The organism is Kocuria soli (assembly GCF_003797835.1).
Taxonomy (GTDB): domain Bacteria; phylum Actinomycetota; class Actinomycetes; order Actinomycetales; family Micrococcaceae; genus Kocuria; species Kocuria soli.
The window spans coordinates 121716-146218 of record NZ_RKMF01000004.1 but is presented as its reverse complement, the minus strand read 5'-3'; the positions used below and the strand labels follow the sequence as shown (position 1 = coordinate 146218).

The window sequence follows — 24503 nt, the reverse complement described above, 5'->3', positions numbered from 1 at the left end:
GTCGAGGGATGCCGAAGTGGCCCCGCAGGAAAAGGTGACCACGTCTCAACGTGCTTGAGGTCAGGACAGGCGGCCTCGAGATGACCACAGGCACGCCAGCGCGAAGAACGCACTGGAGGGTGCGGCAGGCAGTCCGCGCTCAACACAGACGTCGCAGTCAGGGGTGCTTGACTTCCATGCGCATCGATGACCGAAAGTATCAACTTGTTGATAGTATGGTTTCATGGAGCGGACAAGGGAGTCATGGCTGAGCGTCGCACGGACCGTGCTGCTCGAGGTCGCTCTGCCGCTGGGGGTCTACGGAGCGCTCCGAGTTCTCGGCGTCTCGGAAGTGTGGTCCCTCGTCGCCGCAAGCGGGGCCTCGGTGTTAAGTGGCGCAGCGCAGTGGTTGCACCGCCGCAGCATCGGTTTGTTAGGGGTGATTATTCTCCTCGGTTTCCTGGTCAGTGCGGCTATCGCGCTGGTCACCGACGACCCGGTCGCTGTCTACTTGGTGGACCCTGCCAGCAACGTGCTCGTCGCCGTGCTGGTAGTTGCCATGGTTTCGACCCAGCGCCCTTTCGTCGCACGGATCCGCAGGGAACTCTCACCCCGGCCTGTAGCTTTCGACCACCAGTGGACGGTGAACAGTCGGTTCCGCGCCGCTCACCGTCAGGCCTCATGGATCTGGTTCGCGGGTCTGCTCCTGTTAGCCGCGGTCTGGGTCGGTTTCATCGCGGCGCTACCTTTCGACGCCGCCGTCGCCGCGTCCCGGCTTACCGGAGTCATTGGCTTCCTGTCGATGATCGTCGGGTCTGAACTCGTCGTCCGACAAGGGGGAGGACAACCGTGAAAGTCGTGATCTGCGGTGCCGGAATGGCCGGGCTAACCCTCGGCCACGCCCTCAAAAATTGCGCCGACGTGGTCCTCGTTGAGCGCGAAGCTTCCGCCGCCGACACCGGTGGCTACAGAATCAGTCTCAATGACCCGGCATGCCGGGCTTTGCAACGAGTCCTCCCAACTGACCTATATGCCGAACTGCGTGCCACGTCCGATACCGGCAATGCGTTCGAGCAGTTCACCGTCGCTAACGCCCGTCTCCGGCCAATGATCGTGGCCCCCGAACCACCACGCCAGGAACGCGCGCTCGCCCAGCGACAGGCCTTACGCGTGCTGCTCGCGCGGGACCTTGCCGGTCAGATCCGTTTCTCCAGCACTGTCGTTTCGGTCCAGCAGAACCCCGAAGGCGCGACAGCTACGCTTGACGATGGGACCGTGCTAGAGGCTGACCTAGTGGTTGCCGCCGATGGTGCCGATTCGGCGGCCGTCGCCTCATTGCTGGGTCACAGCCCGACCAAGGATCTGGGACTTACCGGGATTGCTGGGTGGGCACCACTTGCGGGAAATGAGCCTCCGGACTATCTGCTCCGAGGACCCGCCCTAGCATTCAGCGCGGACGGGACGGGCGTGTTCTTGTCGCTGTACCGACCACCAACCACGCTCGCCGACGCCGTGCCGTCGAGAGCTCTGCCCGATCATCCCTCACTGATCTGGGGCACGATCACCCCGAGTGGCCGAGTCGCCACCGCTCGCGACTCGTCATCCCGGAACCTAACTGCAGAGGCCGAGCGATTGCTCAAAGGCTGGTCGCCCTGGCTGTCGCAACACGTGCGGGAATCGGATTCCGAACGGACATCAGCCTTCCGGTTTCGGGCCGCGGACCCGTCGAAACCGATCGCGGATTGGGTGCCGAACCGTGTCACTGCGCTCGGGGATGCCGTTCACGCAATGCCGCCCACTGGCGGGCGCGGAGCCTCGACCGCTATATGCGACGCAGCGGACCTGGCGGATGCCTTGCAGAGGCACTTCCACGGCGAGTCCCTTGGCTCAGTGCTGACGCAGTACCAATGTTCCATCGGACCTCGGGCCCGGTCAGCGATACGCGAATCCCTCGGCCCGGTGCGGATCATTAAGGCACTGAACCACCGGCCAGTCCAACTGCTGGCCCATCCGCTGCTGCGCCTCGCAGGAACTGTTGGGGCTCGCCGATGGAGAGAGTCATGAACGACCAACCCCGCTCTGCGGGTGATCCCGGCCAACCACTACTACTATGGGAGGTTCAGCAGACCGCGCGGCTCGTGGCACGACGCTTTGACGAGGCCATGCGTTCCGCAGGTATTAGCACTTCAGAGTTCGGCGTGCTCGCGTGCGTGAACGATGAACCCGGCATCACCCAGGCCGGCATCGCCCGGCAACTCGAGATCCGACCCCAGGCTCTCACGAGCACCATCGACAAGCTCCGCAGGCGCGGGTACATCCCCGGGGACTCCCAAGGCCGGGGCCGCCGATCGGACTTGACACTAACCGACGCCGGACGAACAGCTCTCGATACCGCCTGGCCATTCGTCATAGCGCTGAACGACCCAGAGAAATTGGGCATGAGCCCAGGCGAAACTGAAGCGATGTGCCGCAGACTCGTTTACGTGCGGCAACGACTCTATAAGTGAGTGACTGGTCAACCGTCTTCCGCTGTGAGTCAGACAGCAGGCCTCGTCGGCTCATCCTTTCGTCGTCGCAGGCCAAGCCGTCAAGCTCAGGAGAGCGCGTCTTAACCGGGGCCAAAATCACCTGGTCATAGTCGAGTAGTGCGCGAGGCCGTTGGCTGACTCTGCTGCCGTGCCATAGCACACCGGATCGGAACCACCGTTACAAACCCGAGATGTGCTACGGCAACCCCATGGACATGGAGTGGGCCAAGGACGGTGTGACCGGGGAGCTGTTCTGTGTCCAGGCCCGGCCGGAGACCGTCCGGTCGCGTAAGGCGTCGGCCGCCATGACCACTTACACGCTGGGGCAGCGTGGCACGGTCGTCGTCTCCGGAACCTCGGTGGGGGAATCCATCGCCCAGGGCCCAGCGCGTGTGCTGCACTCACCGGATCAGATGGACAAACTCAACGACGGCGACGTTCTGGTCACCGAGCGCACGGACCCCGACTGGGGCCCGATCATGAAGCGTGCTTCCGCGATCATCACCGATCACGGCGGGCGGACCAGCCACGCCGCGATCGTGAGCCGCGAGGTGGGGGTGCCCGCCGTCGTCGGTACCGGAACCGGCACCAAGGACATCAAGGACGGGGAGGAGATCACGGTCTCCTGTGCCGAGGGCAGCGAGGGGTTCGTCTACGACGGCATCCTGCCGTTCGAGGAGAAGCAGCTGGACCTGGAGGAACTGCCCAAGTCCCCGGTGCGGTTGATGATCAACCTGGCCACCCCGGACGCCGCGCTGCACTGGTGGCGGTTGCCGGTCAACGGTGTGGGGCTGGCGCGTATGGAGTTCATCGTCAACGACGTCATCAAGATCCACCCGCTTGCCCTGACCCGGTTCGACCAGGTCGAGGACGCGGAGGTCCGGGCGCAGATCGAGGAACTCACCGCGGGGTACGCGGACAAGTCCGAGTACTTCGTGGATCACCTGGCCCGGGGCATCGCGACCATCGCCGCGTCCCAGTACCCGGATCCGGTCATCGTGCGCATGAGTGACTTCAAGACCAACGAGTACGCGCAGTTGATCGGCGGCACCCAGTTCGAACCTGCCGAGGAGAACCCGATGTTGGGCTTCCGCGGCGCCTCCCGGTACTACAGCGAGAACTACAAGGACGGATTCGCGTTGGAGTGCCAGGCCATCAAGCGGGCCCGTGAGGTCATCGGGGTGGACAACATCGTGATCATGATCCCGTTCGTGCGCACGCCGCAAGAAGCGGACCGCGTGATCGAGGTCCTGGGGGAGAACGGTCTGGAACGCGGCAAGGAGGCTCTGCAGCTCTACATGATGTGCGAGATCCCCTCCAACGTGTTCCTGAGCGACCTGTTCGCCCAGCGCTTCGACGGGTTCTCGATCGGAAGCAACGACCTCACCCAGCTGATCCTGGGCGTGGACCGCGATTCCGAGAACCTGAGCGACCTGTTCGACGAGCGCAACGGGGCCGTCAAGATGGCGATCGCCCAGGTGATCGAGAAGGCTCACGCCGCCGGCTGCAAGGTCGGCATCTGCGGCCAGGCGCCGAGCGACTACCCGGACTTCACTAGGTTCCTGGTGGAGCACGGGATCGACTCGATCTCGCTCAACCCGGACAGCGTCCTGGACGTCCTGCAGACGGTCGGGAAGTGATGCGTCGGCATGGTTGAGGTGACCGACGACGACGGCGACCGCCCCACTCCAGCTGGGGCGGTCGTCGTCGTGCCTTGGCTGTGTGGGGGATGTGCCCGGTCAGGCCACGATTTCGATCTCGTTGCCCTCGGGGTCCAGGATCACGGCCTCGTAGTAACCGTCGCCCGTGGTGCGCGGTCCGTTGATCACGGGCACGCCGTCTTCCGTCAGCCGGGCGGCGAGCTCGTCGACGGCGGCTTGCGAGCCGACCTTGAAGGCCGTGTGGATCCAGCCGGTGCGTCCCTCCGCGGGCTCGACGTCGTGCCCGGGACGGTTCATGATCTCCACGCGGCCGCCGCCGTCGAAGCTTAGGAAGTAGGTTCGCAGACCGGTCTTCGGGTTGAGATACCCGTCGTTGGAGGTGGCGCCGAGGTACTGCTCGTAGAACTCGCGCGTGGCATCGAGGTCCCTGACGTAGATGGCGACATGGTCCAAAGTCGGCATTCCGGGTCTCCTGGTTCGATGGGTTCCGGCGGGTTCTAGGGATTGCGACAAACAGCTGGAACTGGAGCGAGCGTGGGGTCTGGCTAGAAGAACCCGTTACCGATCATCCCGTAGAGCACATCAGCGAGACGCCTGGCCAAGGCGATGACCGGTTGGTTATAGCGTTTGCCCCGGGTCGATTCCATGGTGCCGGGCATTCTCTTTGATGGCGATCGTGAGCCATGTGCTCAACCCGGGCGCGATGTCGTCGTAGTGACAGCGGAACGCGTCATCGGCCACGTACATCCGACCCAAGAGAACGTGCCGGTCGTAAGTGCACGTGAAGTATGTGTCGATGGATGCCCGGTGCCGTTCAGCAAGCTGCATGGCCTCCGTCGACCGTGGTTCAAGCCCCTTGCGAACGGCGGTGCCAAGGTCTGCCTCAAGCTCCCGCACGGAAATGCTGATCGCTTCCCAGTCTTGCGTGGTGCGAGCCGCTGCGCGTTCGGCGTATTCGGTCTACTGGGCGCTGTCACCCCAGCGCGCACGTGCTTCTCGCGGCCACTGCGGATTCCAATTCGGGCCGAAGATCGTGACTTGCTCTTCGGCACTCAAGGGGAGGCCGTTCTGGTGCGCGTCGATCATGCGCTCCAAACTCTTCAACGTGGTTCGCTGGCGTTCAAGAGCTTGAGCAACCGCTGCACGTTGCTCACGAAGAGTGCGGAGGGTTGCATCGGCGTCCCACTCCAAAAGCGTGCGGATCTCATCCAGGCTGAGTTCCAGGTCCCGGTAGATCACGATGCGTTGGACGCGTGCGATGTCGGCCGCGTTGTAGAGGCGATAACCCGCCGGGGTGTGATGACTTGGGCAGGCCAAGGCGATGTTGTCCCAGTGGTGCAATGTGCGCACCGTCGTGCCGGTGCGTCCCGCCACGTCACCTACGGTCAGCCCCGGCGCCGGGTCGGGCCCACGCCGAGTGCGCTGCGGGTGGGTCATTCCTCGGGCCTCCTAACGTCAATTCCGATGTCCACCAGCCGTTGGGCCGCTGCGCTTTCGGGTTCGAGTGGATTGGCTGCGGTCAGGACGACGCGCGTGTCCTCCGGTGTTGTGACCTCAAGTTCCGTGGAGTTCCACGGGCGTTCGAAGGGCCCACGGGTACATCCTTGCACCAGCTCCTCACAGTCTGAACGCAGGCCTTCGAGCTGGCTGCGCACGCAGGCCACGCTGAGAGTGGAGCGCACAGCTGTCTGCGGAGTGGGACATCGGCATGCCGTAGATCCCGCGATACACCTCTGGCGGTTGGATATCGGGACCCGGTGCAGGGACAGGGCTGATGTCGAAGGCGCTGTAGTAGGTGCTCATGCCCCAACGCATCGACCATGACGCAGTGTGAGGGTCAAGGGGACAGGATTCGGCCGACGGCAGGCTGTCGGTCATCATGATGGGCGTGGAAAAGGACGTGGAAGAACCACCTGCCGACCGACGTCAGGAGGTGCGAACCGGCATTGCGTTGTCATTGGCCCCCGGTCTGGGCATGTTCCCGTTGGGCATCGCCTTCGGTCTACTCGTGGTCCAGGCGGGAATGCCGTGGTGGCTGGCTCCGGCACTGTCCACGGCAGGATTTGCCGGTTCCCTGGAACTGTTGCTGATCGGGCTCATGGCAAGTGGGACACCGCTGGCGACGATCGCCTTGACCACCTTGTTGGTGAACTTCCGGCATGTGTTCTACGCCTTCTCCTTCCCCCTGAGGGTGGTCCGCAACCCACTGGCCAAGTTCTATTCCATGTATGCCCTGATCGATGAGGCCTATGCCGTGACGGCCGCCAACCCCCGTGGTTGGACGGCGTGGCGCCTGATCGCCCTGCAGGTGACTTTGCAGGCCTACTGGGTGGTCGGGGGTCTGGTGGGAGTTGGGTTGGCCTCCCTGCTGCCCGGACCCGTGGAGGGACTCGAGTTCGCACTCTGCGCGTTGTTCGTCACGCTCACACTCGATGCCGCGCGGTCGTCGGCGCAGGTGCCGTCACTCCTGCTGGCCGGGCTGAGTTTCGCGATCGCCGTCGTCGTGGCTCCGGATGCGGCGCTGTTCCTGTCACTCGCGCTGTTCGTGGCCATGTTGGCCCTCCGGTTCGCCGTTGCCGTCCACAGGGGGAGGTTCGGCGATGCTTGACCCCGGATACGTCGTCGGTGTTCTCGTGATCATCTTTGCGATCACGTTTGCCCTGCGTGCGGTGCCGTTTGCGGTCCTCGAGCCGCTACGGGAATCGCGATTCGTGCTCACCATGGCGATTTGGATGCCCGTGGGGGTGCTCGCCGTCCTGGCGGCATCAACCTTCCGCAGCACGGCGGGGGACGACCCGGGGCATCTCTGGAAGGCGGGCGTCGCCGTGGCGGTCACCACCATCGTCCATCTCACCGGCGGTCGGCGGACTCTGCTGAGCGTCGGCCTGGGGACCGCGACCTACGTGGTGCTCGTGAATCTCCTCTGACGGTTGAATCCTGATCAGCCTCAGAGTCGCATCACAGCAGGTCTAACTGCGGGCGTTGATCTGGCCTGAGTCTTCGGATGCCGCCCAGGACGCCAGCAACTGCAGTGCTTCCGCGGAGGCGCTGCCGGGCACGGCGGGGTAGACCGTGAGGGTGAAGCCGGGGTCCTGGTCGAGTTCGATCGTCTGGTAGGTGAGCTCAAGGTCTCCGACGACGGGGTGGACAAAGGACTTGAGGCCCGCGTAGTGCCTCCGCACGTTGTGTGCCGCCCAGTGTTCCCGGAACTCCTGGCTGCGCACGGACAGCTCACCCACCAGATCGCTGAGCCGCTTGTCGTAGGGGTTGCGCCCGGCCTCACGGTGCAGGATGGACACATTGGTTTCTGCCGCGCGGTGCCAATCCTTGAAGAAGCTGTGGGCGCGTGGGTCCAGGAAGATGTAGCGCGAGAAATTCGGGGGAGTCCCCGTGCGCTCGTCCAGGTCCGGGTGCATGGCCCGCCCCAGGGCGTTGGCGGCCACCATGTCCATGGCGCGGTTGGTGATGTGCGCCGGGGCCGCGGTGATCGCGTCCAGCAGGTACTGCAGTTCCGGGCGCACCCGTGTGCCGCTCTGTGATTGACGACGACGTGCTCGGCCATTGTTCGCGGTCAACGCCAGATCGTGGAGATGACCTCGTTCACTGCGATCGAGCCGGAGGGCACCAGCGATCGCGTCCAGGACCTCCTCCGAGGCGCCACTGAGATTCCCGCGTTCGATCCGGGTGTAGTAGTCCACGCTCACGCCGGCCAAATTGGCCACCTCTTCGCGTCGGAGTCCGGGCACGCGGCGACGTCCACCCACGGGGTTGATGCCCGCCTGCGCCGGGCTGATGCGTCCCCGCCGACTCACCAGGAACTCGCGGATCTCGGTCTTGTTGCGGGCGGTGGCATCGGGGATGCCTGAACTCGCCGGTGTGCTGTCCATATGACCCAGGGTAGAACTCTCGGGTGAGGTGAGAGAGTCCCTGCGCGTGCCCCTGTGGCGGGGCGATACTGATGCAGACTATACCCAGGGGGGTATAATCTGTTCATGGATGAAACAGGAATTGGAAGGAGCCCCGTGAAGATCGTTGTTGTGGGTGGTGTGGCCGGTGGCATGAGTGCCGCGGCTCGCGCTCGGCGCTTGGACGAGCAGGCCGAGATCGTGGTGCTCGAACGCGGCGAGCACGTCTCGTTCGCCAACTGCGGCTTGCCCTACTACGTCAGCGGGGAGATCCAGGACCGCGCAAAACTGCTGGTTCAGACTCCTGAGTCACTCAAGGCCGCACTTGATCTGGACGTCCGAGTTCGGCACGAGGTGACCGCCGTCGATCCGGAGGCCAAGACCGTCACGGTGCAGACCCCCGGCGGTAGCCTGTCCCTGGACTATGACGCGCTCGTGCTGTCTCCGGGCGCCTCGGCACTGCGCCCACCGCTGCCGGGGCTCGACTCACCGCGAGTTCGCACGCTGCGCACGGTGGAGGACGCACTGGACATGCGCGAGACCGTCGAGGCGGGAGCTCGCCACGCGGTTGTGCTGGGCGGTGGATTCATCGGCTTGGAGGCTGCCGAGGCCCTGAACATGCAGGGCTTGGAGGTCACCGTCGTCGAACTTGCCGAGCACGTCCTGCCTCCGCTGGAGGCCGAGGTCGCCTACCCGGTCACCTGCGAACTGCGACGGCTCGGCATCACCGTGCGCTCCGGAGTGGCGGCAGAATCCGTGGAGCCCGGTGACGCGCAGGACACCGTCGTCCTGGCCGACGGGTCGAGGCTGCCCGCCGATCTCGTCGTGTTGTCCGTGGGCGTCCGGCCCGACACCAAGATCTACGAGGACGCAGGTATCGCCTGCGAACGCGGCGCGATCGTCGTTGACGACCACGGCCGGACCTCGGTTCCGGGGATCTGGGCGGTCGGCGACGCCGTGCTGTCCACCGACGCCGCCACGGGCGTGAAACGACCCGTCGCCTTGGCGGGCCCTGCCAACCGGGCGGGTCGTCAGGTCGCCGACGACATCCTGCGCCCCGAATCCGCTAGGCCCATCCCGGCTGCCGTTGGCACGGCCATCGTACGTGTGGGGGAATTGACCGCGGCCATGACGGGAGCCAACCGCGCATCGTTGGCGTCGGCGGGCATCGAACACCACACGATGCACCTTCATCCCAACAACCACGCCGGATACTTTCCCGGGGCCACGCAGGTGCATCTGCTCGTGCACTTCGACGACGACGGTCGGCTGCTCGGCGCGCAGGTCACCGGGCAGGAGGGAGTGGACAAGCGGATCGACGTGCTGGCAACTGCGATCCGCGCAGGGATGACCGTTGGGGATCTGATCGACCTGGATCTGGCCTACGCGCCGCCGTACGGCTCCGCCAAGGACCCGTTGAACTTCGCGGGAATGCTGGGCTCGAACGTCCTGGACAGGACCGTGCCGCTCTGGTTCGCCGATGACCTCGAACAGCGACTCCAGGACAGCCTGGTGCTCGACGTACGACAGCCGGGTGAGCTCGAGGTCGAACGCATCCCCGGCGCCCTGAACATCCCTCACACGGAACTCCGTGACCGCCTGGACGAGGTGCGCCAGGCCGCCGGTGACAAGCCCGTGCGTGTGCTCTGCCGTTCGGGCGTCCGCTCGGCCATTGCGCATCGAGTGCTGGCTCAGGCTGGCTTCGATTCGGCGTCGCTGTCCGGCGGGATGCTGACCCTGCTGGACACCCTGGGCGACCGAGCCCCGGAGGTCCTGGAGATGAACCAGTGAGAACTCGCGGGCCATCGACCACGAACCCTTCAACCACCGTCCATTCGGACACCGAGGCAGGAGCTGAACCGACATGTGTCGAGCTGTGAAGTGCAAGGTCTGCGGAAAGACTACGTGGGCGGGATGTGGCCAGCACATCGAATCCGTCAAGAAGGGTGTTCCCGTGGGGCAGTGGTGCGATGGCAACCACACTCGGGCCGAGACGGCAGCAGCCAATTCCGGGAGCTCCGGACAGGGCTTCCTGTCCAAGATGTTCGGTCGCTGACGGGGCATGGCCGAAGCGGTTCGATGGGAAGGGGCCGGGGTAAGGTGACGCCGTGACGTACGCCTGCACCCCGGTCCTGGAACACCCTGCGGTTCGTCTGGAACCGCTGAGCCACTCCCATCACGACGATCTGGTGGCTGCCGCTGAAGTCGATGACCTGTGGCGCACCTGGTACACGTCCGTGCCGTCGCGTTCGACCATGACGGAGGAGATCGACCGTCGGTTGAAACTTCATGTCGAAGACAAGATGGCGCCCTGGGCGATCATCCATCCCAGGAACGGCCGGGCCATGGGCATGACCACCTACACGAACCTGGACCCGGAGAACCGGCACCTGGAGATCGGCTACACCTGGCTGGCCCGTTACGGGCACGGAACGGGGATCAATCCGGCCATGAAGCTGCTTCTGCTCCAGCGCGCCTTCGAGGACCTGGGGTGCCTACGCGTGGAGTTCCGCACCGACTGGCACAACCACCAGTCGCGTGCCGCCATCGCCCGGCTGGGAGCGAAACAGGACGGTGTGCTCCGCCAGGACCGGATCCGACCGGACGGATCGATCCGCGACACCGTGGTCTTCTCCGTCATGGACCATGAATGGCCCTCCGTGCGCAACGGCCTGGAAGGGCGTTTGGAACGGCACAGGCGTGGCGGCGGCGAATGAAGCACGAGTTGGCAGGGAGGCCCGGAAACCCGGCACCCGACGCTACGCGGCCCGTGCGTGCGTCGTCGCTGTCCGCGTAGGCTCCCGGTGTGACCGAGAGCAACGAGACCCAGACCCAACCTGACTACTTCGCCGGCGACCCGCGCACCAATCGCGAGCGCATGATCGCCGGTGACCCGTACATCGGCGACGACCCCGTCAACGCGGAACGCAATCTCCTGGTCACCAGGCTCGCCTACGAATACCACCGCGCCGTGGCCCTCGGGGAAGGCAACGCGCAGGAGATCCTCGAGCAGATCATCGGTGACCTGGGGGAGGACGTGGTCATTCGTCCGCCGCTGAACGTCGACTACGGCGAATTCATCTCGATCGGGGCCCGCACGTTCATCAATTTCAACTTCACCGCGTTGGACGTTTCGCCCATCCGCATCGGCGCCGATTGCCAGATCGGGCCCAATGTCCAGCTCCTGCCGCCCACCCACCCCATCGAACCGCAACCACGGCGGGACAAGATCGAATCCGGGAAGCCCATCGCGATCGGTGACAACGTCTGGCTCGGTGGCGGTGCCATCGTCTGTCCCGGTGTCAGCATCGGGGAGAACTCGGTGATCGGGGCCGGTGCCGTGGTGACCAAGGACATCCCCGCGAACGTGGTCGCCGTGGGGAACCCGGCGCGAGTGATCAAGGAGATCTGAACCGTGCCGGCCGAACCCAACGGGATGATGAGCGCCCTGGCGGCATCCATGGCCGACCGCACCGGCCGTACGGTCGAGCAGTGGGTGGAGGTGATCAACGACGACGGCCCGGATCCCCTCGATCAGAAGGCGGTCCGGGCGTGGCTCAAGTCCGAACACGGACTGCCACAGAACACCCAGTGGACGCTCGCCGATGCCGCCGCCCGGGCCGCGGGTTGGGTACCCCCGAGCACCGCGGAGTACGTCGACGCCCTCTACTCGGGCAAGAAGGCCACCCTGCGGCCTCTCCACGACGCCGTCCGCGCCCTGGCTCTGTCCTTGGGGGCGGACGTCACCGCGGAAGGCCGCGGCACCTACATTCCGTTCGTGCGCCGAACCCAGTTCGCCGCCGTGGCCCCCGGCCCGTACGGGCGGCTGCGTGTGGGTGTGCGGCTGCGTGCCGAGGTCCCCACTGTTCAGGGGTTCGACGTCGAACCGGCCAAGAGCTTCGCCCAGGCCACCCACTGGGTGCACCTCCCGCCGGAGACGGCCGTGGATCGGGTGGCGGAACTGGAGCCGTTGCTGCGCGCGGCCTACGACCAGAACGGGTGACCATGCGTCCCGGGATTCATGAGTCGCGGACACCGTGAATCCCGGAAATCATGAGTCATGCGCTGCCTTTCCTCGGGCGGATGTGCTCGGATGGAAGTCGGGCCCCGACACAGGGCGCAAGGCTGGCTTACGTGGCCGATGACGACAGCCAACCAGGTGACAGGACGTGATCATGACGGATTTCCAGGACAACGCTCGTGCAGCACTGATCGAGTTCGTAGAGCAGAATCCCGGGGGCGTACTCGCCTCCCACCCGCAGTCGGGGGACTTCCCCGAGGCTGCCTGGATCGATCTGGCTGTCAGCGCAACGGCGGGCGGTGGTGAACCGGGGGAGATCGTGTTCGGCACCGACCGCCGGTCCCGCAAGGCCCTCAACATCGGCGCCAGGCCGGAGGTTTCGCTCGTCGTCGTCTCCGGGCGGGGCCAGGAGATCCAGGTGGAGGCACTGGCCCGGGTGCTCGGAGGGGAAGACTCCGCGCGGGCCGGTGAGGCCATCGCCGCGGCTCACCCGGAAGGCGGCGGAGACCCCGACTACGTGTGCGTGGTGGGTTTGGAACCGAAGTGGGTCCGCTGGGTGGATATGTCCACCATGCCGCCCACCATGCAGGACTTCGAGGTCTGAACCCCGGGTCGGTGGTCGTCGGCAGCGGTGGTCGTCGGCCGTGCACTTCGGACGCCCGGGCGCGGCCCCGCACACGCGAAACAACGGGAAACCGGGTCCGATAGCCGGGCCGTCCGTGCCACGATCATGCGGTGGTCAACGACAGCACACGAGGTAACCAGGGGCACGGCCCTGTTCCCGATCCAGCTGATGGCATGGGCTCCGGCGCTTCACAGGGGCACGGCGGTGGCTACGGCTGGGGAAGCACCTCCGTGAGCCAACCGTCGACGGAGGAGATCCGTACCGTCAGCGCGCTGTTCCCGGGAAAGGCCTTCATCTCCACGGTCCTGGAGGCGCTGGACACCAAGACCCGGATGACCGGTGGGCTGGTGCAGCGCTACCTCATGCGCGCGGCCATGGCGGGCATGATCGTGGCGATCTTCTACGTCACCAACTTCTCACTCGTGGCCATTTTTGACGCCATTCCCGTGGGGGAGGCGACCCTGGCCGGTGTCGGCAAGATCTTGGGCGGCCTGGCCTTCGGGTGGGCCCTGGTGTTCATCTACTACACCAAGTCCGAGTTGCTGACCTCGAACATGATGATCGTCTCCATCGGCGGGTACTACCGCAAGATCACGGCATGGCGAGGGCTCAAGATCTTGGCCTTGTGCCTGCTGGGCAACTTCCTGGGCGGTCTGCTCATCGCCCTGCTCTACACGCTGTCCACGATCCCGCAGGGTGCCGCCGGTGAGGCGATGCTCGCGGCCGTGGACGTCAAGCTCGGTTACGTCGGCGGAGGTTGGGACGGCTACGGCGACCTGTTCGTACGCGCAGTGCTGTGCAACTTCATGATCAACCTGGCCATGCTGCTGATCTACAACGGCTTCATCCACGACGACCTGACCAAGACCCTGTCCATGATCGCCGCGGTGTTCGTCTTCGCGTTCGTGGGGTTGGAGCACTCCGTGGCCAACACGGTCTTGTTCACCGTCGTCGGGCTCAATCACGGGATCGACGTCCTGGCAGCCTTGGCCAACGTGGGCGTGGCACTGCTGGGCAATTTTGTGGGTGGCGGCCTGCTGATTGGTCTGTACTACGCCTACGTCAACGACGACAGCCACTACCGCCCTACCTGGACCCGTTAGCCAACTTGAGCGGTCGGTAGCGGTTGACGGCGGCCTGGATCTCCTGCTGCCGCGGGGCCACCAGGTACCCGGGGTGCTCCTCGGAGGCTCCCGCCAAGGAGTCGATCCCGTGCGCGCGGACTCCGTTCACGATTTCCTGCGCGGCACGTTCGAGCGCCATGTTCCTGGCGGTGCTGCCGTTTCCCGCGCCGGTGTTCCCGAGCTGTTCGATGGCCCGCGCGATCGCCGCCGTCTGGCCGGCGTCCACGAGCTGGTTCACCGCACTGAGATCGATGCTCTCCTTGCCCACCTGGATTTCGGTGCGGCCCCGCGCCCGCGCCGGTTTGGTTTTCGACGACGGTGCCAAGCTGCCCAGCGCGACGATCCGTGGCGTCCGTGCGCGGAAGGGCGCCACGTCCTGCAGGTGGAGATCCGAAGCGTCGGCCTCGTCTCCCCACGGTGAGTCCGCCGCGATTGCGTGTGCCTTCCTCGTGACGTCCTGGGGGCGGTAGGAGTCCATGGCGATCACCAGGTCGGCCACGTCGAAGAACGCCCCGGACCCGCCTGCCACCAGAACGGTCGAGACCCCCGTGTGCTCGCGCAGGGGTCGCACCCGCTCCACGAAAGGCGTGATGGGCTCCTTGTGGTCGGGCACCAAGCGCTTCATGCGATCGTCCCGAATCATGAAGTTCGTCGCGGATGTGTCCTCGTCGATCAGGAGCACGGACGCGCTGGCTTCGATCGCCTCGAACAGATTGGCGGCCTGCGAAGTGGACCCGCTCGCGTTCGTCGTCGTGAAGTGACGGGTGTCCGCGCCCGTGGGCAGACCCGAGATGAACGGTGAGATGTCGACACCCGTCACGGCCCGCCCGTCCTCGGAGCGCACGGCGACGGCGTCGTCGCGGGTGAGGACCCACTCCCGCCCGTCACCGGCGATGTGCGGATAGACGCCGCTGCTCAGGGCCGACAAGAGGGTGGACTTGCCGTGATAGCCACCGCCGACCACCACTGTGATGCCGTCCGGAACTCCCATGCCGGTGACCGTCCGACCGCTGGGGAGTTCGAAAGTGGTTCGCAGCGACGGCGGGCTCCGGAAGGCGACCGCGGAATCCGTCAGCGGCAGCGGTGAATCACCGGAGCGGCGGGGCAGGATCGCCCCGTCGTCGATGAAGGCGACCAGACCGCGCCCGGTCAGCGCTGATTGGAGCGCGAGCTGGTCGGTGTAGAGGCGGACGTGCTCGAGGAGGGCCGGGTCGTCCCGGTGCTCGGGTGTCAGCGCCTGGTCGAGGATCGCGGGCAGGCGCTGTGTGAGAATCCGGTCAGCCAGGCGGCCCTTGATTCGTCGCCCGGCGGCAGGCAGGCCCACCTCGAAACGGATCTCGACCCGGTCGTCGTCGATCAGCACCGTGCTACGTTCCAGGATCTCCTGCCCGCACGGATAGGCGACGACGGCGCGTGCTTCCTCGCCGGAGCCACCGTTGCCCCAGCGTCCGCGAGGGGCAGGTGCAGGAGCTGAGCCAGGTGACGTATGCCCGTTGCTCGCGGCCGAGTGGAAGCGGCGGGCAAGATAATCGGCCGTGGCGACACGTCGCTCCCGGTCCGCTGTGGCTTCCGACGGCAGTCCCAAGGTGCCCGGGGAAAAGACCGCCCGCATACGGGACGGCGGTGCGTAGGGATCCACCTGGACCCGATCGACCCGCAGGCGGAAATCACCGAGATCGTAGGTTCCTCGGAGTCGTTTGTAGCCTCCGTAGCCCTGCCCGTCGAGTTCTTGAAGCGTCCGGTGCAGTGCCTGGAGATCGCGCATGCCCCCACTCTATGGGCCCTGCGGCTGAGAGGGCGGCGTAGGGTCGTGGACACGTGCGAACCGGGACCGCTGAGCCAAGGAGTCACCCGCCATGACCTCCCACCACAACCCCGTTGCCGTCACCGGAGCCACGGGAGCGCTGGGCGGCCGCGTTGCCCGGATCCTGGCCGAGCGAGGTGTCGGCCAACGCCTGGTGGTCCGGACCCCCGACCGTGCACCCCGGCTGCACGGCGCCGAGGTCGTCCAAGCCGCCTACGGTGACCAGGAAGCGGCTCGCGCAGCGTTGGACGGGGTCAAGACCCTGTTCATGGTCTCGGCCAAGGAGAGCGCCGGGCGGCGGGAGGAACACCGGGCTTTCATCGAGGCCGCCGCTGCCGCAGGGGTGGAACACATCGTCTACACGTCGTTCCTGGGGGCGGCCCCGGATGCCGTTTTCACCCACGCACGGGATCATGACGAGGCGGAGCACCTGATCAAGGACTCCGGAATGTCCTGGACCCTGCTGCGGGACAACTTCTACATGGACGTCATCCCGCACTTCGTGGGGGATGACGACGTGCTGCGCGGCCCGGCCGGCGACGGCCGCTGTTCGTTGGTGTCCCGGGACGACGTCGCCCGGGTCGCCGCCACGGTCCTCGAGAACCCGGACGCACACGCTGCGCGAACTTACGACCTCACGGGGCCCGAAGCCCTGACCATGACCGACATGGCGGAGGCGCTGACCCGGTCCTGGGGCCGACCCGTGCGGTTCCACAATGAGACGATCGACGAAGCCTACGAGTCCCGCCGTGCCTGGCCGGCGGAACAATGGGAATACGACGCGTGGGTCTCGACCTACACGGCGATCGCTTGCGGAGACCTGTCACCGATCAGTGGTGACGTGGAGGACGTCACGGGACGGGTACCCATGACGTTCGCCCAGTATCTGGGGCTCTGATGCTCGGCGCGTGAAACGCCGCACCGGGCTGGTCCGATGGATCGTTAGTTCCAGACTCCCGAGGATCCTCGCCGGTGGGAGCCCACCGGATGCAGGTCGACCATGCCGATTGCCGACATCAGGGCGTAGAGCGTGGTCGGCCCTACGAACACGAAGCCTTCTTTCTTGAGTGCCTTGGACAGGGCCTTGGACTCGGCTGACTGCGTGGGTGCCTCGGTCATGGAACGCGGTGCGGGAGTCTCTGCGGGCTGGAAGGACCAGATGAACTCCACCAGCCCGCCTTTCTCCCGCAGCCGTACCGTGGCTCCCGCGTTCGTGATCGTCGCCAGGATTTTCGCGCGGTTGCGCACGATTCCGGCGTCGCTCATGAGCCGGTGGAAATCGTCGTCGTCGAAACCAGCGACGGTGTCCGGGTCGAATTCCGCGAAGGCCGCCCGGAAATTGGGGCGCTTCTTGAGGATGGTGGCCCAGGAGAGTCCCGACTGGAAGGCCTCCAGGCTGAGCCGCTCGAACAAGCCGCATTCATCGCGGATCGGCATGCCCCACTCCGTGTCGTAGTAGGAGCGCATGAGCTCGTCGGTGGCCGCCCAGGCGGGGCGGGCCAGGCCGTCGTCGCCGGTCACGAGGTCAGTAGTCATGCGGACAACCTACCGTCCCGCGGCAGCCTCACCGGCGTCGGCGGTTTCGGAGGACTCGGACGGGACGTTGTGAGCGTTGTGGGTTCCGTGGATCAACCCGCGGCGCCCGGACAGCCGGTCCCACAGCGGTGCGATCACCGCGGCGACGAGGACCGAGCAGGCCATGATCGAGAACAAGCCCAAGGTGCCCTGGCCCAGCCCAGCGTTCGGTTCGGCGCTGAAGAACAGGACGTCCCGCACACCCAGCCAGGTGTAGTGCAGTGGCTCGATCTTGGAGAGCCAGGCGAAGAAACCGGGCAGAGCCTCCACCGGTACCACGGCGCCGGCCGATGGGAGGCCGAGGAAGATCAAGTAGATCATCGACAGGATCAGCCCCGCGCTGCCGCCGAGTGTCAACAAGGCCAGAGTCGCGGCCGCGATCGTGGAGATCGACAACCAGCTGATCAGGAACAGCATGCCGCCGTTGGGCATGGGCATGTTGACCAGGTGCGCCGCGAGCATCATGAGACCGACGGCGGCCGCCCCGGAGACGATCATGATGCTCCACTTGAGGAAGAAGCCCGCGATGCGGCTCAGGGCGACCGTCCGGTACTTCCGGAAGCTCGGGCCCATCTCGACCGGAACGATGCCCAGGATGCCGTCCACGAGCGTGGTGACGGCGATGCTGCCCGTCATGCCCACGACCAGGACCACGATGGACCAGTAGAACGGCCCCATGCCCAGGGCGGTGCCGTCGTCCAGGTCCTGCCAGGCGTGGGTGTCGATGGTGACCGGGTCCTTGAGGATGTCCTGGGCCACCGTGGTCACGTCGGGGACCTGCTGGCCGGCCTTCTGCCGGGCCTGGACCTGCTGGTCGGCCGCGGAGGTCAGCTGGTCGCCGAGGTTCGTGGAGGCCGACTCCAAGGCCGGGGTGAAGCCTTCCGTGACCAGACGGGAGCTCATGGACCCCGCCTGGGGGGAGGTCACGAGTTCGATCGTCGGCTGGGTGCCGTCCCCGTCGCCGCCGATGGAGGCCGGGATCAGGTCCATGCTGCGCTGACTGAAGTCGGAGGGGATCACGATGGCGCCGTACACGTCACCACTGGTCAAGGCGTCGTGCGCTTCGGTCATCGACATTTCTTGGAGGTGGAACTCGCCGCTGTCGTTGACCTCCTCGACCAGGGTGTCCGTGAGCTCCTGGCCGAGTTGCTGATCCTTGCTGGATCCGTCCGGGTTCTCGACGGTCGCGCCCTGGTCCTGGTTGACGATCGCCATGGGCATGTCCCGCATGTGATCACCCGGGGAGCCGAGGCCGCCCAGGTACAGCAGGATGCCCAGGAAGCCCACGAAGACGACGAGTAAGGGCGGCATGATCCAGCGGATCGTGCGGGGGAGGTCCCGCAGGGTGGCCGATGCGTGATCGGTGTGATGTTCCGCGCGGCCGCGCGGGTGGCGTGACGGGCGAGGTTCCGTGGAGAGGTGTGACATTCCATCCTCGATACATTGGTGTATTGAAATCTGAGGCACGACGATACACTCGTGTATCGAGATGGTCGAGGGAAGAATGGACGACATAGACGAGATGCCTGACACAGATGCCGCCAAACGTTCGCGCGTTGCGACGCGGCGCAAGCTGGTCGAGCGCGCGGCCCCCGTCTTCGTGGAGAAGGGGCTCGAAGCGGCCAGCGTGGCCGATCTGTGCGCGGCGGCGGGTTTCACCAGGGGTGCCTTCTACAGCAACTTCGCATCGAAGACCGAGCTGGCGGTCGCCGTCTACGAGTACCGAGTGGACCGGATGGTCGCGCTGCTGCACGCGGAGGTCAACAAGCAGTTGCGCCGCCACGTGCCCGTGGCCGACATGCTGCAGTTCGTGCTGGAGGCCTTGACCGGGCTGACGCATGACGGGGCCTGGCAGGGCTTCCGCCTGGAGATGCACCTCGCCGCGGACCGTGACCCGGAACTCCGAGTGGCGGTCGACGAGCAATATGCCCGGATCGTCCTGGCCGTCGCCGATGTCCTGGGGCGTGTGTCCGAGCGTGGCGTGCGGTACCGCATCCCGGTCGAGGACCTGGCCCGCATCTTGATCGCGGTGTGGGACGGCGAGTTGCTGCGTGCCGGGCGACGGATGGACCCCAAGGACGGCGTGGGTCAACGGTTGATCACGGCCACCTGGGAGGCGTTCGCGAGCGTCGACCAGCCCGGCGGTGACTAATCCCGAGGTGACCAGTCGGCGGTGACCAGGGCCGTGCAACATGGGACCACCCCGGTTCGTGCGGAACCACACGGCGTTAGGTTTGATGCGGGTGCAACGAGCCGCACCCGCGCACAGATCTGTCGTACAGAGGAGTTGCATCACATGAAGGCCGCACGCTTTTACGACCGCGAGGACATCCGGATCGACGAGGTGCCGGAGCCGACCGTCGGGCCCGGGGAGGTGGGCATCGACGTCGCCTGGTGCGGCATCTGCGGCACCGACCTGCACGAGTACAAGGACGGGCCCGTCTTCTGCCCGACCCATTCCACACCGCACCCGATTTCCGGCGAGACGGCACCGGTGACCCTGGGACACGAGTTCTCGGGTGTGGTCTACGCACTGGGTGACGGCGTCGAGGACCTCCGGGTGGGGGACCACGTGGTGGTCGAGCCCTACATCATCGACGACTCCGTGGACACCGGCCCTGACTCCAAGGACTACCACCTCTCGGAGAACATGAACTTCATCGGCCTGGCGGGACGCGGTGGCGGTCTGGGCGAGAAGATCTCCGTCAAGCGCCGCTGGGTGCACGCCATCAGCCAGGACCTCCCGCTGGACCAGGCGGCCCTGATCGAACCGCTGTCCGTGGGCTACCACGCCGTCGAACGCTCCGGGGCGAAAGCCGGGGACGTCGCGGTCATCGGCGGTGCCGGGCCCATCGGGCTGCTGACCGCGGCGGTGCTGAAAGCCATCGGCTGCACCGTGGTGGTCTCCGAGCTGTCTCCGTTGCGGCGTCAGAAGGCACTGGAATCGGGTGTGGCCGACCATGCCTTGGATCCCACACAGGTGGACGTCGCGGAGGAGGTCCGCAAGCTCTCCTCGGACGGGCGCGGCGCCGACGTCGCCTTCGAGTGCACCTCCGTGCAGGTCGTGCTGGACACCCTGATGGATGCGCTGCGTCCGACCGGTGTGCTGGTGGTCGTCTCCATCTGGGCCCAGCGGTCGAACTTCGACATCCACAAACTGGTCATGAAGGAGATCGACCTGCGCGGCACCATCGCCTACGTCAACTCCCACCCGGCGACCATCGAACTGGTGGAGTCCGGGAAGATCGACCTGGCGCCGTTCATCACCGGCAAGATCGCCGTGGAGAACCTGGTGGACGAAGGTTTCGACACTCTGATCAACCGGAACGAGACGGCCGTGAAGATTTTGGTCTCGCCCAGCGGCCAGGGATTGTGAACCTGGGCGGCCGGTTCTGGTTCAATGACTGATCGGTTCGACGACGACCCCGCGGGGCGCCGTCGGGAAGCCCCCACCCGGCGGGTGGGGGCTTCCTCGTCCCCTGAGCCGGAACCACCCGCAACCCGTGAGAACAGGACGCCCACCATGCGCACCACAGTGCTCGATCGTCTCCGCAGCGAATCAGGCAGTGCCCTCCTGCTGGTCGCGGTCACGTTGTTCGCCCTGGCGTGGGCCAATTCCCCCTGGTCGGGGCTCTACCACGAGATCTGGGAGACCCACCTGGGTGTGACGCTGGGGCCCTGGGGGCTGGACCTGAGCCTGCACCACTGGGTCAACGACGGGCTCATGGTGATCTTCTTCTTCGTGGTCGGGCTGGAAGTGCGGCAAGAACTGGCCGTGGGGTCCCTCCGCGACCGACGACGGGCGCTGGTCCCGTTGGTGGCCGGTGTCCTGGGAGTTGCCGTGCCGGCCGCCGTCTACCTGGCGGTCGCCGGGCGGGAGGCCGCCGCCGGGTGGGGTGCTGTGGTGGGGACGGACACGGCCTTCCTCCTGGGGGCTCTGGCCCTTGTGGGGCCCGCGATGTCCAACCAGTTGCGGATCTTCCTCCTGACGCTGACCGTGGTGGACGACTTCCTGGCCGTGAGCATCATCGGGGTGTACTACACGGACGGGCTGAAGATCACCGCCCTGGTGGTCGCCGTTGTGGCGCTGGTCGCGCTCTACTTCCTGGGCCGGACCCGGCAGTGGCGATCGGCGCCGTACGTGGCACTGGTGGTCGTGCTGTGGCTGGCCACCCTGGAGTCCGGCATCCACCCCTCCATCGCGGGCATGATCGCCGGCCTGCTGGTCCCGGCCTTCGCCACACATCGCGGCATCGTGGACCACGTGGGCAACCTGTTCCGGGACTTCCGGCAGTCGCCCGAGGCTGATGTGGCCCGGTCCGCCTCGCGGGGCCTGGCGCAGTCGATTTCCGTGAACGAGCGGTTGCACGTGAGCCTGCGCGGGGCGTCGTCGTTGGTCGTGGTGCCGCTGTTCGCGCTGGCCAATGCCGGAGTGGACCTGCGCGGGGACACCCTGGGGATTGCGCTGACCTCCACGGTGACGTGGGGTGTGGTCGCGGGGCTGGTGATTGGGAAGCTGGTCGGCATCTCCGGGGGTACGTGGCTGGCGATCCGCATGGGGCTCGGCAAGCTTCCCGACGGCGTCGGGCCCGGGTCCATCATGGGCGGTGCCGCCCTGTCCGGGATCGGGTTCACCGTGTCCCTGCTGGTGATCGGTCTGGCCTTCACGCAGGAGTCGCAGATCAGTTCCGCCACCGTGGGTGTCCTGCTGGCCATGGTCCTCGCCTGGATCCTCGGCTGGCTGATCTTCCGGGTGGCCCGGACCCGATTCGGGGAGGTCTCCGCCGATCTCCCCGTGACTCTGACGCCGCCGATCCACGAGGAGTACGACCACATCATCGGATCGCCACACGCTGAGGCCGAGGTGGTCGAGTACTTCGACTACGAGTGCCCGTTCTGCTCCCGGACCACCGGCATCGCCCAGGACCTCAAGGAGCATTTCGGGAGCCGGGTGCGATTCGTGGTGCGGCACCTTCCGGTGACTGACCTGCACGAACACGCGGAGCGCGCCGCCGTCGTAGCCGAGGCTGCGGCCCGCCAGGACAAGTTCTGGGGCATGCACAAGGCGCTGTTCGACCACCAGAACGACCTGGGGGAGGAGACCTACACGCATCTGGCGCGCGAGCTTGACCTGGACCTGGAACAGTTCGAGCGTGACCTCGAGGACCCCGTGTTGCTCAAGGTGGTCAGGAAGCACAAGGAGAGCGCGCTGGACAGCGGTGCGCGGGGGACGCCCACGTTCTTCCTCAACGGGTCACGGCACATCGGTCCGCATGACGCACGGACGATCATCGCCGAGCTGGAGGCACAGATGGCCACCCAGGACGAGCACCCGTTCCGGCGTCGTTCCTGACCCACGTCCCTCTCTCCCCGCCGAACCCTCGCGAAACTCGCCGATCAGGGCCTGATAGGCGAGTTTCGCGAGGGTTCGGCGGGGGTCAGACGCCGGACTGGCGGAGCTTTTCCAGGTGCGCGTGCACCAGAGGGAGGACGGAGGCGCCTTCGCCGGCGGCCGAGGCCACGCGCTTCATCGAGCCGGCGCGCACGTCGCCCACCGCGAACACCCCGGGAATGGTGGTCTCCAAGCTGGCCGGGGGCACACCGTCCGTCCACGTCTCCTGAGGGACGTCGCGCCCGGTCAGGATGAAACCGTGATCGTCCAGGGCCAGTGATTCCGGGAGCCAGTGGCAGGCCGGCTGGGCGCCGAGCAGGCAGAACAGACCGTCCGCGGGCAGCCGTTCAACCGAGTCCGAGGCCACTTCCGGCTCCGGGTCCGACGACGACGGCGCTCGGGTCTCCGATTGCGCGGACGCGGAGGCTGTTGCCGACCGGCTGTCCGCCAGGCCGATCCACTCCAGTCGACCGGAGCCTCCGGCGTCCACCACCCGGGAGTGGGTGCGGACCGCGATGTTTGGTGTCGCCTCGACCTCCCGGATCAGGTAGTCGGACATGGTCGCGGTGAGGGAGTCCCGGCGGACCACGATGGTCACGTTGCGGGCGAACTTGGCCATGTGGACGGCTGCCTGCCCCGCGGAGTTGCCACCGCCGACCACGTAGACCTCCTTGTCCTGCATCTCCCGCGCCATGGAGGTGGCGGCGCCGTAGTGCACGCCCATCCCGATGCGCTCGTCCACGGACGCGACGCCCAGCCGCCGGTAGGCCACACCCGTGGCGACGACCACCGTACGGGCGCACAGGTGAGTTCCTTCGACCAGCACGTGGTGGTGCTCGGGCTCGTCGGCTGGTCCGGGCTCCACCTGCACCACGGGACGCCCCGTGTAGAACGTCGCACCGAACCGCCCGGCCTGGATCCTGGAACGCTGCGCCAGACGCATCCCGGAGATCCCGCGCGGAAAGCCCAGATAGTTGCGGATCATGGACGAGGACCCGGCCTGACCGCCGATCGCATCCGATTCCAGCACGATCGTGGACAGCCCCTCCGAGGCGGCGTACACGGCGGCGGCCAGGCCGGCCGGACCGGCGCCGATCACGGCGACGTCGGCGATCGTGCCTTCCGGGATCGCGTCGTAGCTTCCGTAGAGGCGTTCGGTCACGGACTGCGGAGTCGCGTCCTGAATGACCTCGCCGCGGATGGGCCGGACAAGGGGCAGCCGGGCGTCGGGGCCGACTTCCTCCACGATCGCCTGCGCGTCTTCGTCGTCGAGGGCCAGGAGCCTGTTCGGGACACCCATCCTGTCCAGGACGTCACGGATGGCGGCCGTCGTCGGGGTCGGACCGTCGGAGACCACGTCCACGGCGGTCACCACAGGGTGGGCCACGGACCAGCCCCATTCGGAGAGCAGCTCGATCAGCGCCGTGTGGAACTCCTCGTCCCGCGGCCCGCGCGGGATGCCCACGAACGTGTCCATGTCCCGTTCCAGGGCGGCCCGCTTGAGCTCTTCAAGGTGTTCCGCGTAGTCGTCGAAGTCCACCAGGGCCACACGACGCGACGGCGGGCTGACCGCCTGAATCTCGCGCAACAGGTCGATTGCGGTGGCGTCGGGCAATTGGTACTCGGCCGCGACCATCGCGAGACGGGAGGAGACCGTGCACAGGTCCGCGGCACGTTCGAGCGCCTCCCGTCCGGAGGATGCCACCTCGATGGCGTAGTCACGGTCGTAACGGGCACGGAACTCGGCTTCGATCACGTCGCGGTGGGCCTCTGCCACCAGCAGGATCACGGGACGTTCAGTCATGCGCACAGCCTAGAACCCCGGGCCGGGGCCGACAGCAAGTGTTGCTGATCCGAGCTCTCGTCGAACCCTCGCGAAACTCACCGAT

Annotated in this window: 24 protein-coding genes and 1 pseudogene; 17 read left to right on the top strand and 8 right to left on the bottom strand. The window is 66.4% G+C overall.

Going from position 1 to position 24503, the window contains the following annotated elements; all coding sequences use genetic code 11:
* Window positions 1-265 precede the first annotated feature (265 nt).
* The 4 genes from EDL96_RS04490 (at window position 266) to ppsA (ending at window position 4147) form a co-directional block, all read left to right on the top strand.
* A complete protein-coding gene (locus EDL96_RS04490) occupies window positions 266-832 on the top strand; it encodes a VC0807 family protein (protein ID WP_123824620.1) in 567 nt (188 codons plus the stop codon).
* Window positions 829-2043: an FAD-dependent oxidoreductase gene (locus EDL96_RS04485; protein WP_123824619.1), complete on the top strand. Its 1215-nt coding sequence runs from the start codon at window positions 829-831 to the stop codon at window positions 2041-2043. The genes EDL96_RS04490 and EDL96_RS04485 overlap by 4 nt, the downstream gene beginning before the upstream one ends.
* The gene (locus tag EDL96_RS04480) at window positions 2040-2486 is read left to right on the top strand and encodes a MarR family winged helix-turn-helix transcriptional regulator (protein WP_158609503.1); all 447 of its coding nucleotides are present in this window, start codon (window positions 2040-2042) and stop codon (window positions 2484-2486) included. Before EDL96_RS04485 ends, EDL96_RS04480 begins: the two co-directional genes overlap by 4 nt.
* Before the next feature lie 212 nt (window positions 2487-2698).
* Window positions 2699-4147 (top strand): phosphoenolpyruvate synthase, encoded by a 1449-nt coding sequence (gene ppsA, locus EDL96_RS04475; RefSeq protein WP_123824617.1) that lies wholly within the window; start codon window positions 2699-2701, stop codon window positions 4145-4147.
* Window positions 4148-4246: 99 nt separating this feature from the next.
* Here the strand turns inward: ppsA and EDL96_RS04470 are convergent, their stop codons facing one another.
* The 3 genes and pseudogenes from EDL96_RS04470 to EDL96_RS13420 form a co-directional block, all read right to left on the bottom strand.
* Window positions 4247-4630 (bottom strand): VOC family protein, encoded by a 384-nt coding sequence (locus EDL96_RS04470; protein WP_123824616.1) that lies wholly within the window; start codon window positions 4628-4630, stop codon window positions 4247-4249.
* A gap of 156 nt (window positions 4631-4786) precedes the next feature.
* A pseudogene (locus EDL96_RS14010) lies at window positions 4787-5113 on the bottom strand (TipAS antibiotic-recognition domain-containing protein); the annotation flags it as partial.
* Between the two features lie 15 nt (window positions 5114-5128).
* Window positions 5129-5605 (bottom strand): MerR family transcriptional regulator, encoded by a 477-nt coding sequence (locus tag EDL96_RS13420; RefSeq protein WP_199732533.1) that lies wholly within the window; start codon window positions 5603-5605, stop codon window positions 5129-5131.
* Window positions 5606-6068: 463 nt separating this feature from the next.
* Between EDL96_RS13420 and EDL96_RS04455 the strand changes: the two genes are divergently transcribed.
* Entirely contained in the window at window positions 6069-6776 is a 708-nt protein-coding gene (locus EDL96_RS04455) for an AzlC family ABC transporter permease (RefSeq protein WP_325049529.1), read from the top strand.
* Window positions 6769-7095 carry a branched-chain amino acid transporter permease gene (locus EDL96_RS04450; protein ID WP_123824614.1) on the top strand — a complete coding sequence of 109 codons (327 nt, stop codon included), beginning with the start codon at window positions 6769-6771 and terminating at the stop codon, window positions 7093-7095. Before EDL96_RS04455 ends, EDL96_RS04450 begins: the two co-directional genes overlap by 8 nt.
* A 42-nt stretch (window positions 7096-7137) precedes the next feature.
* Here EDL96_RS04450 and EDL96_RS04445 read toward each other — a convergent pair whose 3' ends face one another.
* Window positions 7138-8055: a helix-turn-helix transcriptional regulator gene (locus EDL96_RS04445; RefSeq protein ID WP_123824613.1), complete on the bottom strand. Its 918-nt coding sequence runs from the start codon at window positions 8053-8055 to the stop codon at window positions 7138-7140.
* Between the two features lie 135 nt (window positions 8056-8190).
* Here EDL96_RS04445 and EDL96_RS04440 point away from each other — a divergent pair, with 135 nt between their 5' ends.
* The 7 genes from EDL96_RS04440 to EDL96_RS04410 all read left to right on the top strand — a co-directional run bounded on the left by EDL96_RS04440 (window position 8191) and on the right by EDL96_RS04410 (window position 13822).
* Complete coding sequence (locus EDL96_RS04440) at window positions 8191-9864, top strand: FAD-dependent oxidoreductase (protein ID WP_123824612.1); 1674 nt, start codon at window positions 8191-8193, stop codon at window positions 9862-9864.
* A 73-nt stretch (window positions 9865-9937) separates the two neighbouring features.
* A complete protein-coding gene (locus EDL96_RS04435) occupies window positions 9938-10129 on the top strand; it encodes a hypothetical protein (RefSeq protein ID WP_123824611.1) in 192 nt (63 codons plus the stop codon).
* A 52-nt stretch (window positions 10130-10181) separates the two neighbouring features.
* The gene (locus EDL96_RS04430; RefSeq protein ID WP_123824610.1) at window positions 10182-10790 is read left to right on the top strand and encodes a GNAT family N-acetyltransferase; all 609 of its coding nucleotides are present in this window, start codon (window positions 10182-10184) and stop codon (window positions 10788-10790) included.
* 161 nt (window positions 10791-10951) lie between these two features.
* Complete coding sequence (locus EDL96_RS04425) at window positions 10952-11485, top strand: sugar O-acetyltransferase (protein ID WP_123824673.1); 534 nt, start codon at window positions 10952-10954, stop codon at window positions 11483-11485.
* Between the two features lie 3 nt (window positions 11486-11488).
* Window positions 11489-12076, top strand: a complete 588-nt coding sequence (locus EDL96_RS04420; RefSeq protein ID WP_233568681.1) for a DUF5655 domain-containing protein — start codon at window positions 11489-11491, stop codon at window positions 12074-12076.
* A gap of 172 nt (window positions 12077-12248) precedes the next feature.
* Window positions 12249-12698: a pyridoxamine 5'-phosphate oxidase family protein gene (locus tag EDL96_RS04415; protein ID WP_123824609.1), complete on the top strand. Its 450-nt coding sequence runs from the start codon at window positions 12249-12251 to the stop codon at window positions 12696-12698.
* A gap of 251 nt (window positions 12699-12949) precedes the next feature.
* Entirely contained in the window at window positions 12950-13822 is an 873-nt protein-coding gene (locus tag EDL96_RS04410; protein WP_233568680.1) for a formate/nitrite transporter family protein, read from the top strand.
* Here the strand turns inward: EDL96_RS04410 and EDL96_RS04405 are convergent.
* Complete coding sequence (locus EDL96_RS04405) at window positions 13806-15608, bottom strand: ABC-ATPase domain-containing protein (RefSeq protein ID WP_123824608.1); 1803 nt, start codon at window positions 15606-15608, stop codon at window positions 13806-13808. The two genes, EDL96_RS04410 and EDL96_RS04405, sit on opposite strands and share 17 nt — an antisense overlap.
* A 91-nt stretch (window positions 15609-15699) precedes the next feature.
* On the opposite strand from EDL96_RS04405, the gene EDL96_RS04400 reads away from it, so the two are divergent.
* Window positions 15700-16545, top strand: coding sequence for an SDR family oxidoreductase (locus tag EDL96_RS04400; RefSeq protein WP_123824607.1), 846 nt, complete (start codon window positions 15700-15702; stop codon window positions 16543-16545).
* Between the two features lie 44 nt (window positions 16546-16589).
* Here EDL96_RS04400 and EDL96_RS04395 read toward each other — a convergent pair whose 3' ends face one another.
* Together EDL96_RS04395 and EDL96_RS04390 are read right to left on the bottom strand one after the other, a co-directional pair.
* Window positions 16590-17183, bottom strand: coding sequence for a DNA-3-methyladenine glycosylase I (locus tag EDL96_RS04395; protein ID WP_123824606.1), 594 nt, complete (start codon window positions 17181-17183; stop codon window positions 16590-16592).
* A 9-nt stretch (window positions 17184-17192) separates the two neighbouring features.
* The gene (locus EDL96_RS04390) at window positions 17193-18650 is read right to left on the bottom strand and encodes a YhgE/Pip domain-containing protein (protein ID WP_158609501.1); all 1458 of its coding nucleotides are present in this window, start codon (window positions 18648-18650) and stop codon (window positions 17193-17195) included.
* A gap of 94 nt (window positions 18651-18744) precedes the next feature.
* On the opposite strand from EDL96_RS04390, the gene EDL96_RS04385 reads away from it, so the two are divergent.
* The 3 genes from EDL96_RS04385 (at window position 18745) to nhaA (ending at window position 22575) form a co-directional block, all read left to right on the top strand.
* Window positions 18745-19374 (top strand): TetR/AcrR family transcriptional regulator, encoded by a 630-nt coding sequence (locus EDL96_RS04385; RefSeq protein ID WP_158609500.1) that lies wholly within the window; start codon window positions 18745-18747, stop codon window positions 19372-19374.
* Window positions 19375-19518: 144 nt separating this feature from the next.
* Window positions 19519-20598: a 2,3-butanediol dehydrogenase gene (locus EDL96_RS04380; RefSeq protein WP_123824603.1), complete on the top strand. Its 1080-nt coding sequence runs from the start codon at window positions 19519-19521 to the stop codon at window positions 20596-20598.
* A gap of 147 nt (window positions 20599-20745) precedes the next feature.
* On the top strand, window positions 20746-22575 hold the full coding sequence (nhaA, locus tag EDL96_RS04375; protein ID WP_123824602.1) for a Na+/H+ antiporter NhaA: 1830 nt from the start codon (window positions 20746-20748) through the stop codon (window positions 22573-22575).
* 85 nt (window positions 22576-22660) lie between these two features.
* On the opposite strand, the gene EDL96_RS04370 is transcribed toward nhaA, so the two are convergent.
* The gene (locus EDL96_RS04370; protein WP_123824601.1) at window positions 22661-24418 is read right to left on the bottom strand and encodes an FAD-dependent oxidoreductase; all 1758 of its coding nucleotides are present in this window, start codon (window positions 24416-24418) and stop codon (window positions 22661-22663) included.
* Window positions 24419-24503: the final 85 nt, after the last annotated feature.

Coding starts and splice junctions, on each gene's coding strand:
- EDL96_RS04480 (WP_158609503.1), top strand. CDS start 2,040: ATGAACGACCAACCCCGCTCTGCGGGTGATCCCGGCCAACCACTACTA.
- ppsA (WP_123824617.1), top strand. CDS start 2,699: ATGTGCTACGGCAACCCCATGGACATGGAGTGGGCCAAGGACGGTGTG.
- EDL96_RS04470 (WP_123824616.1), bottom strand. CDS start 4,630: ATGCCGACTTTGGACCATGTCGCCATCTACGTCAGGGACCTCGATGCC.
- EDL96_RS13420 (WP_199732533.1), bottom strand. CDS start 5,605: ATGACCCACCCGCAGCGCACTCGGCGTGGGCCCGACCCGGCGCCGGGG.
- EDL96_RS04450 (WP_123824614.1), top strand. CDS start 6,769: ATGCTTGACCCCGGATACGTCGTCGGTGTTCTCGTGATCATCTTTGCG.
- EDL96_RS04445 (WP_123824613.1), bottom strand. CDS start 8,055: ATGGACAGCACACCGGCGAGTTCAGGCATCCCCGATGCCACCGCCCGC.
- EDL96_RS04435 (WP_123824611.1), top strand. CDS start 9,938: ATGTGTCGAGCTGTGAAGTGCAAGGTCTGCGGAAAGACTACGTGGGCG.
- EDL96_RS04425 (WP_123824673.1), top strand. CDS start 10,952: ATGATCGCCGGTGACCCGTACATCGGCGACGACCCCGTCAACGCGGAA.
- EDL96_RS04415 (WP_123824609.1), top strand. CDS start 12,249: ATGACGGATTTCCAGGACAACGCTCGTGCAGCACTGATCGAGTTCGTA.
- EDL96_RS04405 (WP_123824608.1), bottom strand. CDS start 15,608: ATGCGCGATCTCCAGGCACTGCACCGGACGCTTCAAGAACTCGACGGG.
- EDL96_RS04400 (WP_123824607.1), top strand. CDS start 15,700: ATGACCTCCCACCACAACCCCGTTGCCGTCACCGGAGCCACGGGAGCG.
- EDL96_RS04395 (WP_123824606.1), bottom strand. CDS start 17,183: ATGACTACTGACCTCGTGACCGGCGACGACGGCCTGGCCCGCCCCGCC.
- EDL96_RS04390 (WP_158609501.1), bottom strand. CDS start 18,650: ATGTCACACCTCTCCACGGAACCTCGCCCGTCACGCCACCCGCGCGGC.
- EDL96_RS04385 (WP_158609500.1), top strand. CDS start 18,745: ATGCCTGACACAGATGCCGCCAAACGTTCGCGCGTTGCGACGCGGCGC.
- EDL96_RS04380 (WP_123824603.1), top strand. CDS start 19,519: ATGAAGGCCGCACGCTTTTACGACCGCGAGGACATCCGGATCGACGAG.
- nhaA (WP_123824602.1), top strand. CDS start 20,746: ATGCGCACCACAGTGCTCGATCGTCTCCGCAGCGAATCAGGCAGTGCC.
- EDL96_RS04370 (WP_123824601.1), bottom strand. CDS start 24,418: ATGACTGAACGTCCCGTGATCCTGCTGGTGGCAGAGGCCCACCGCGAC.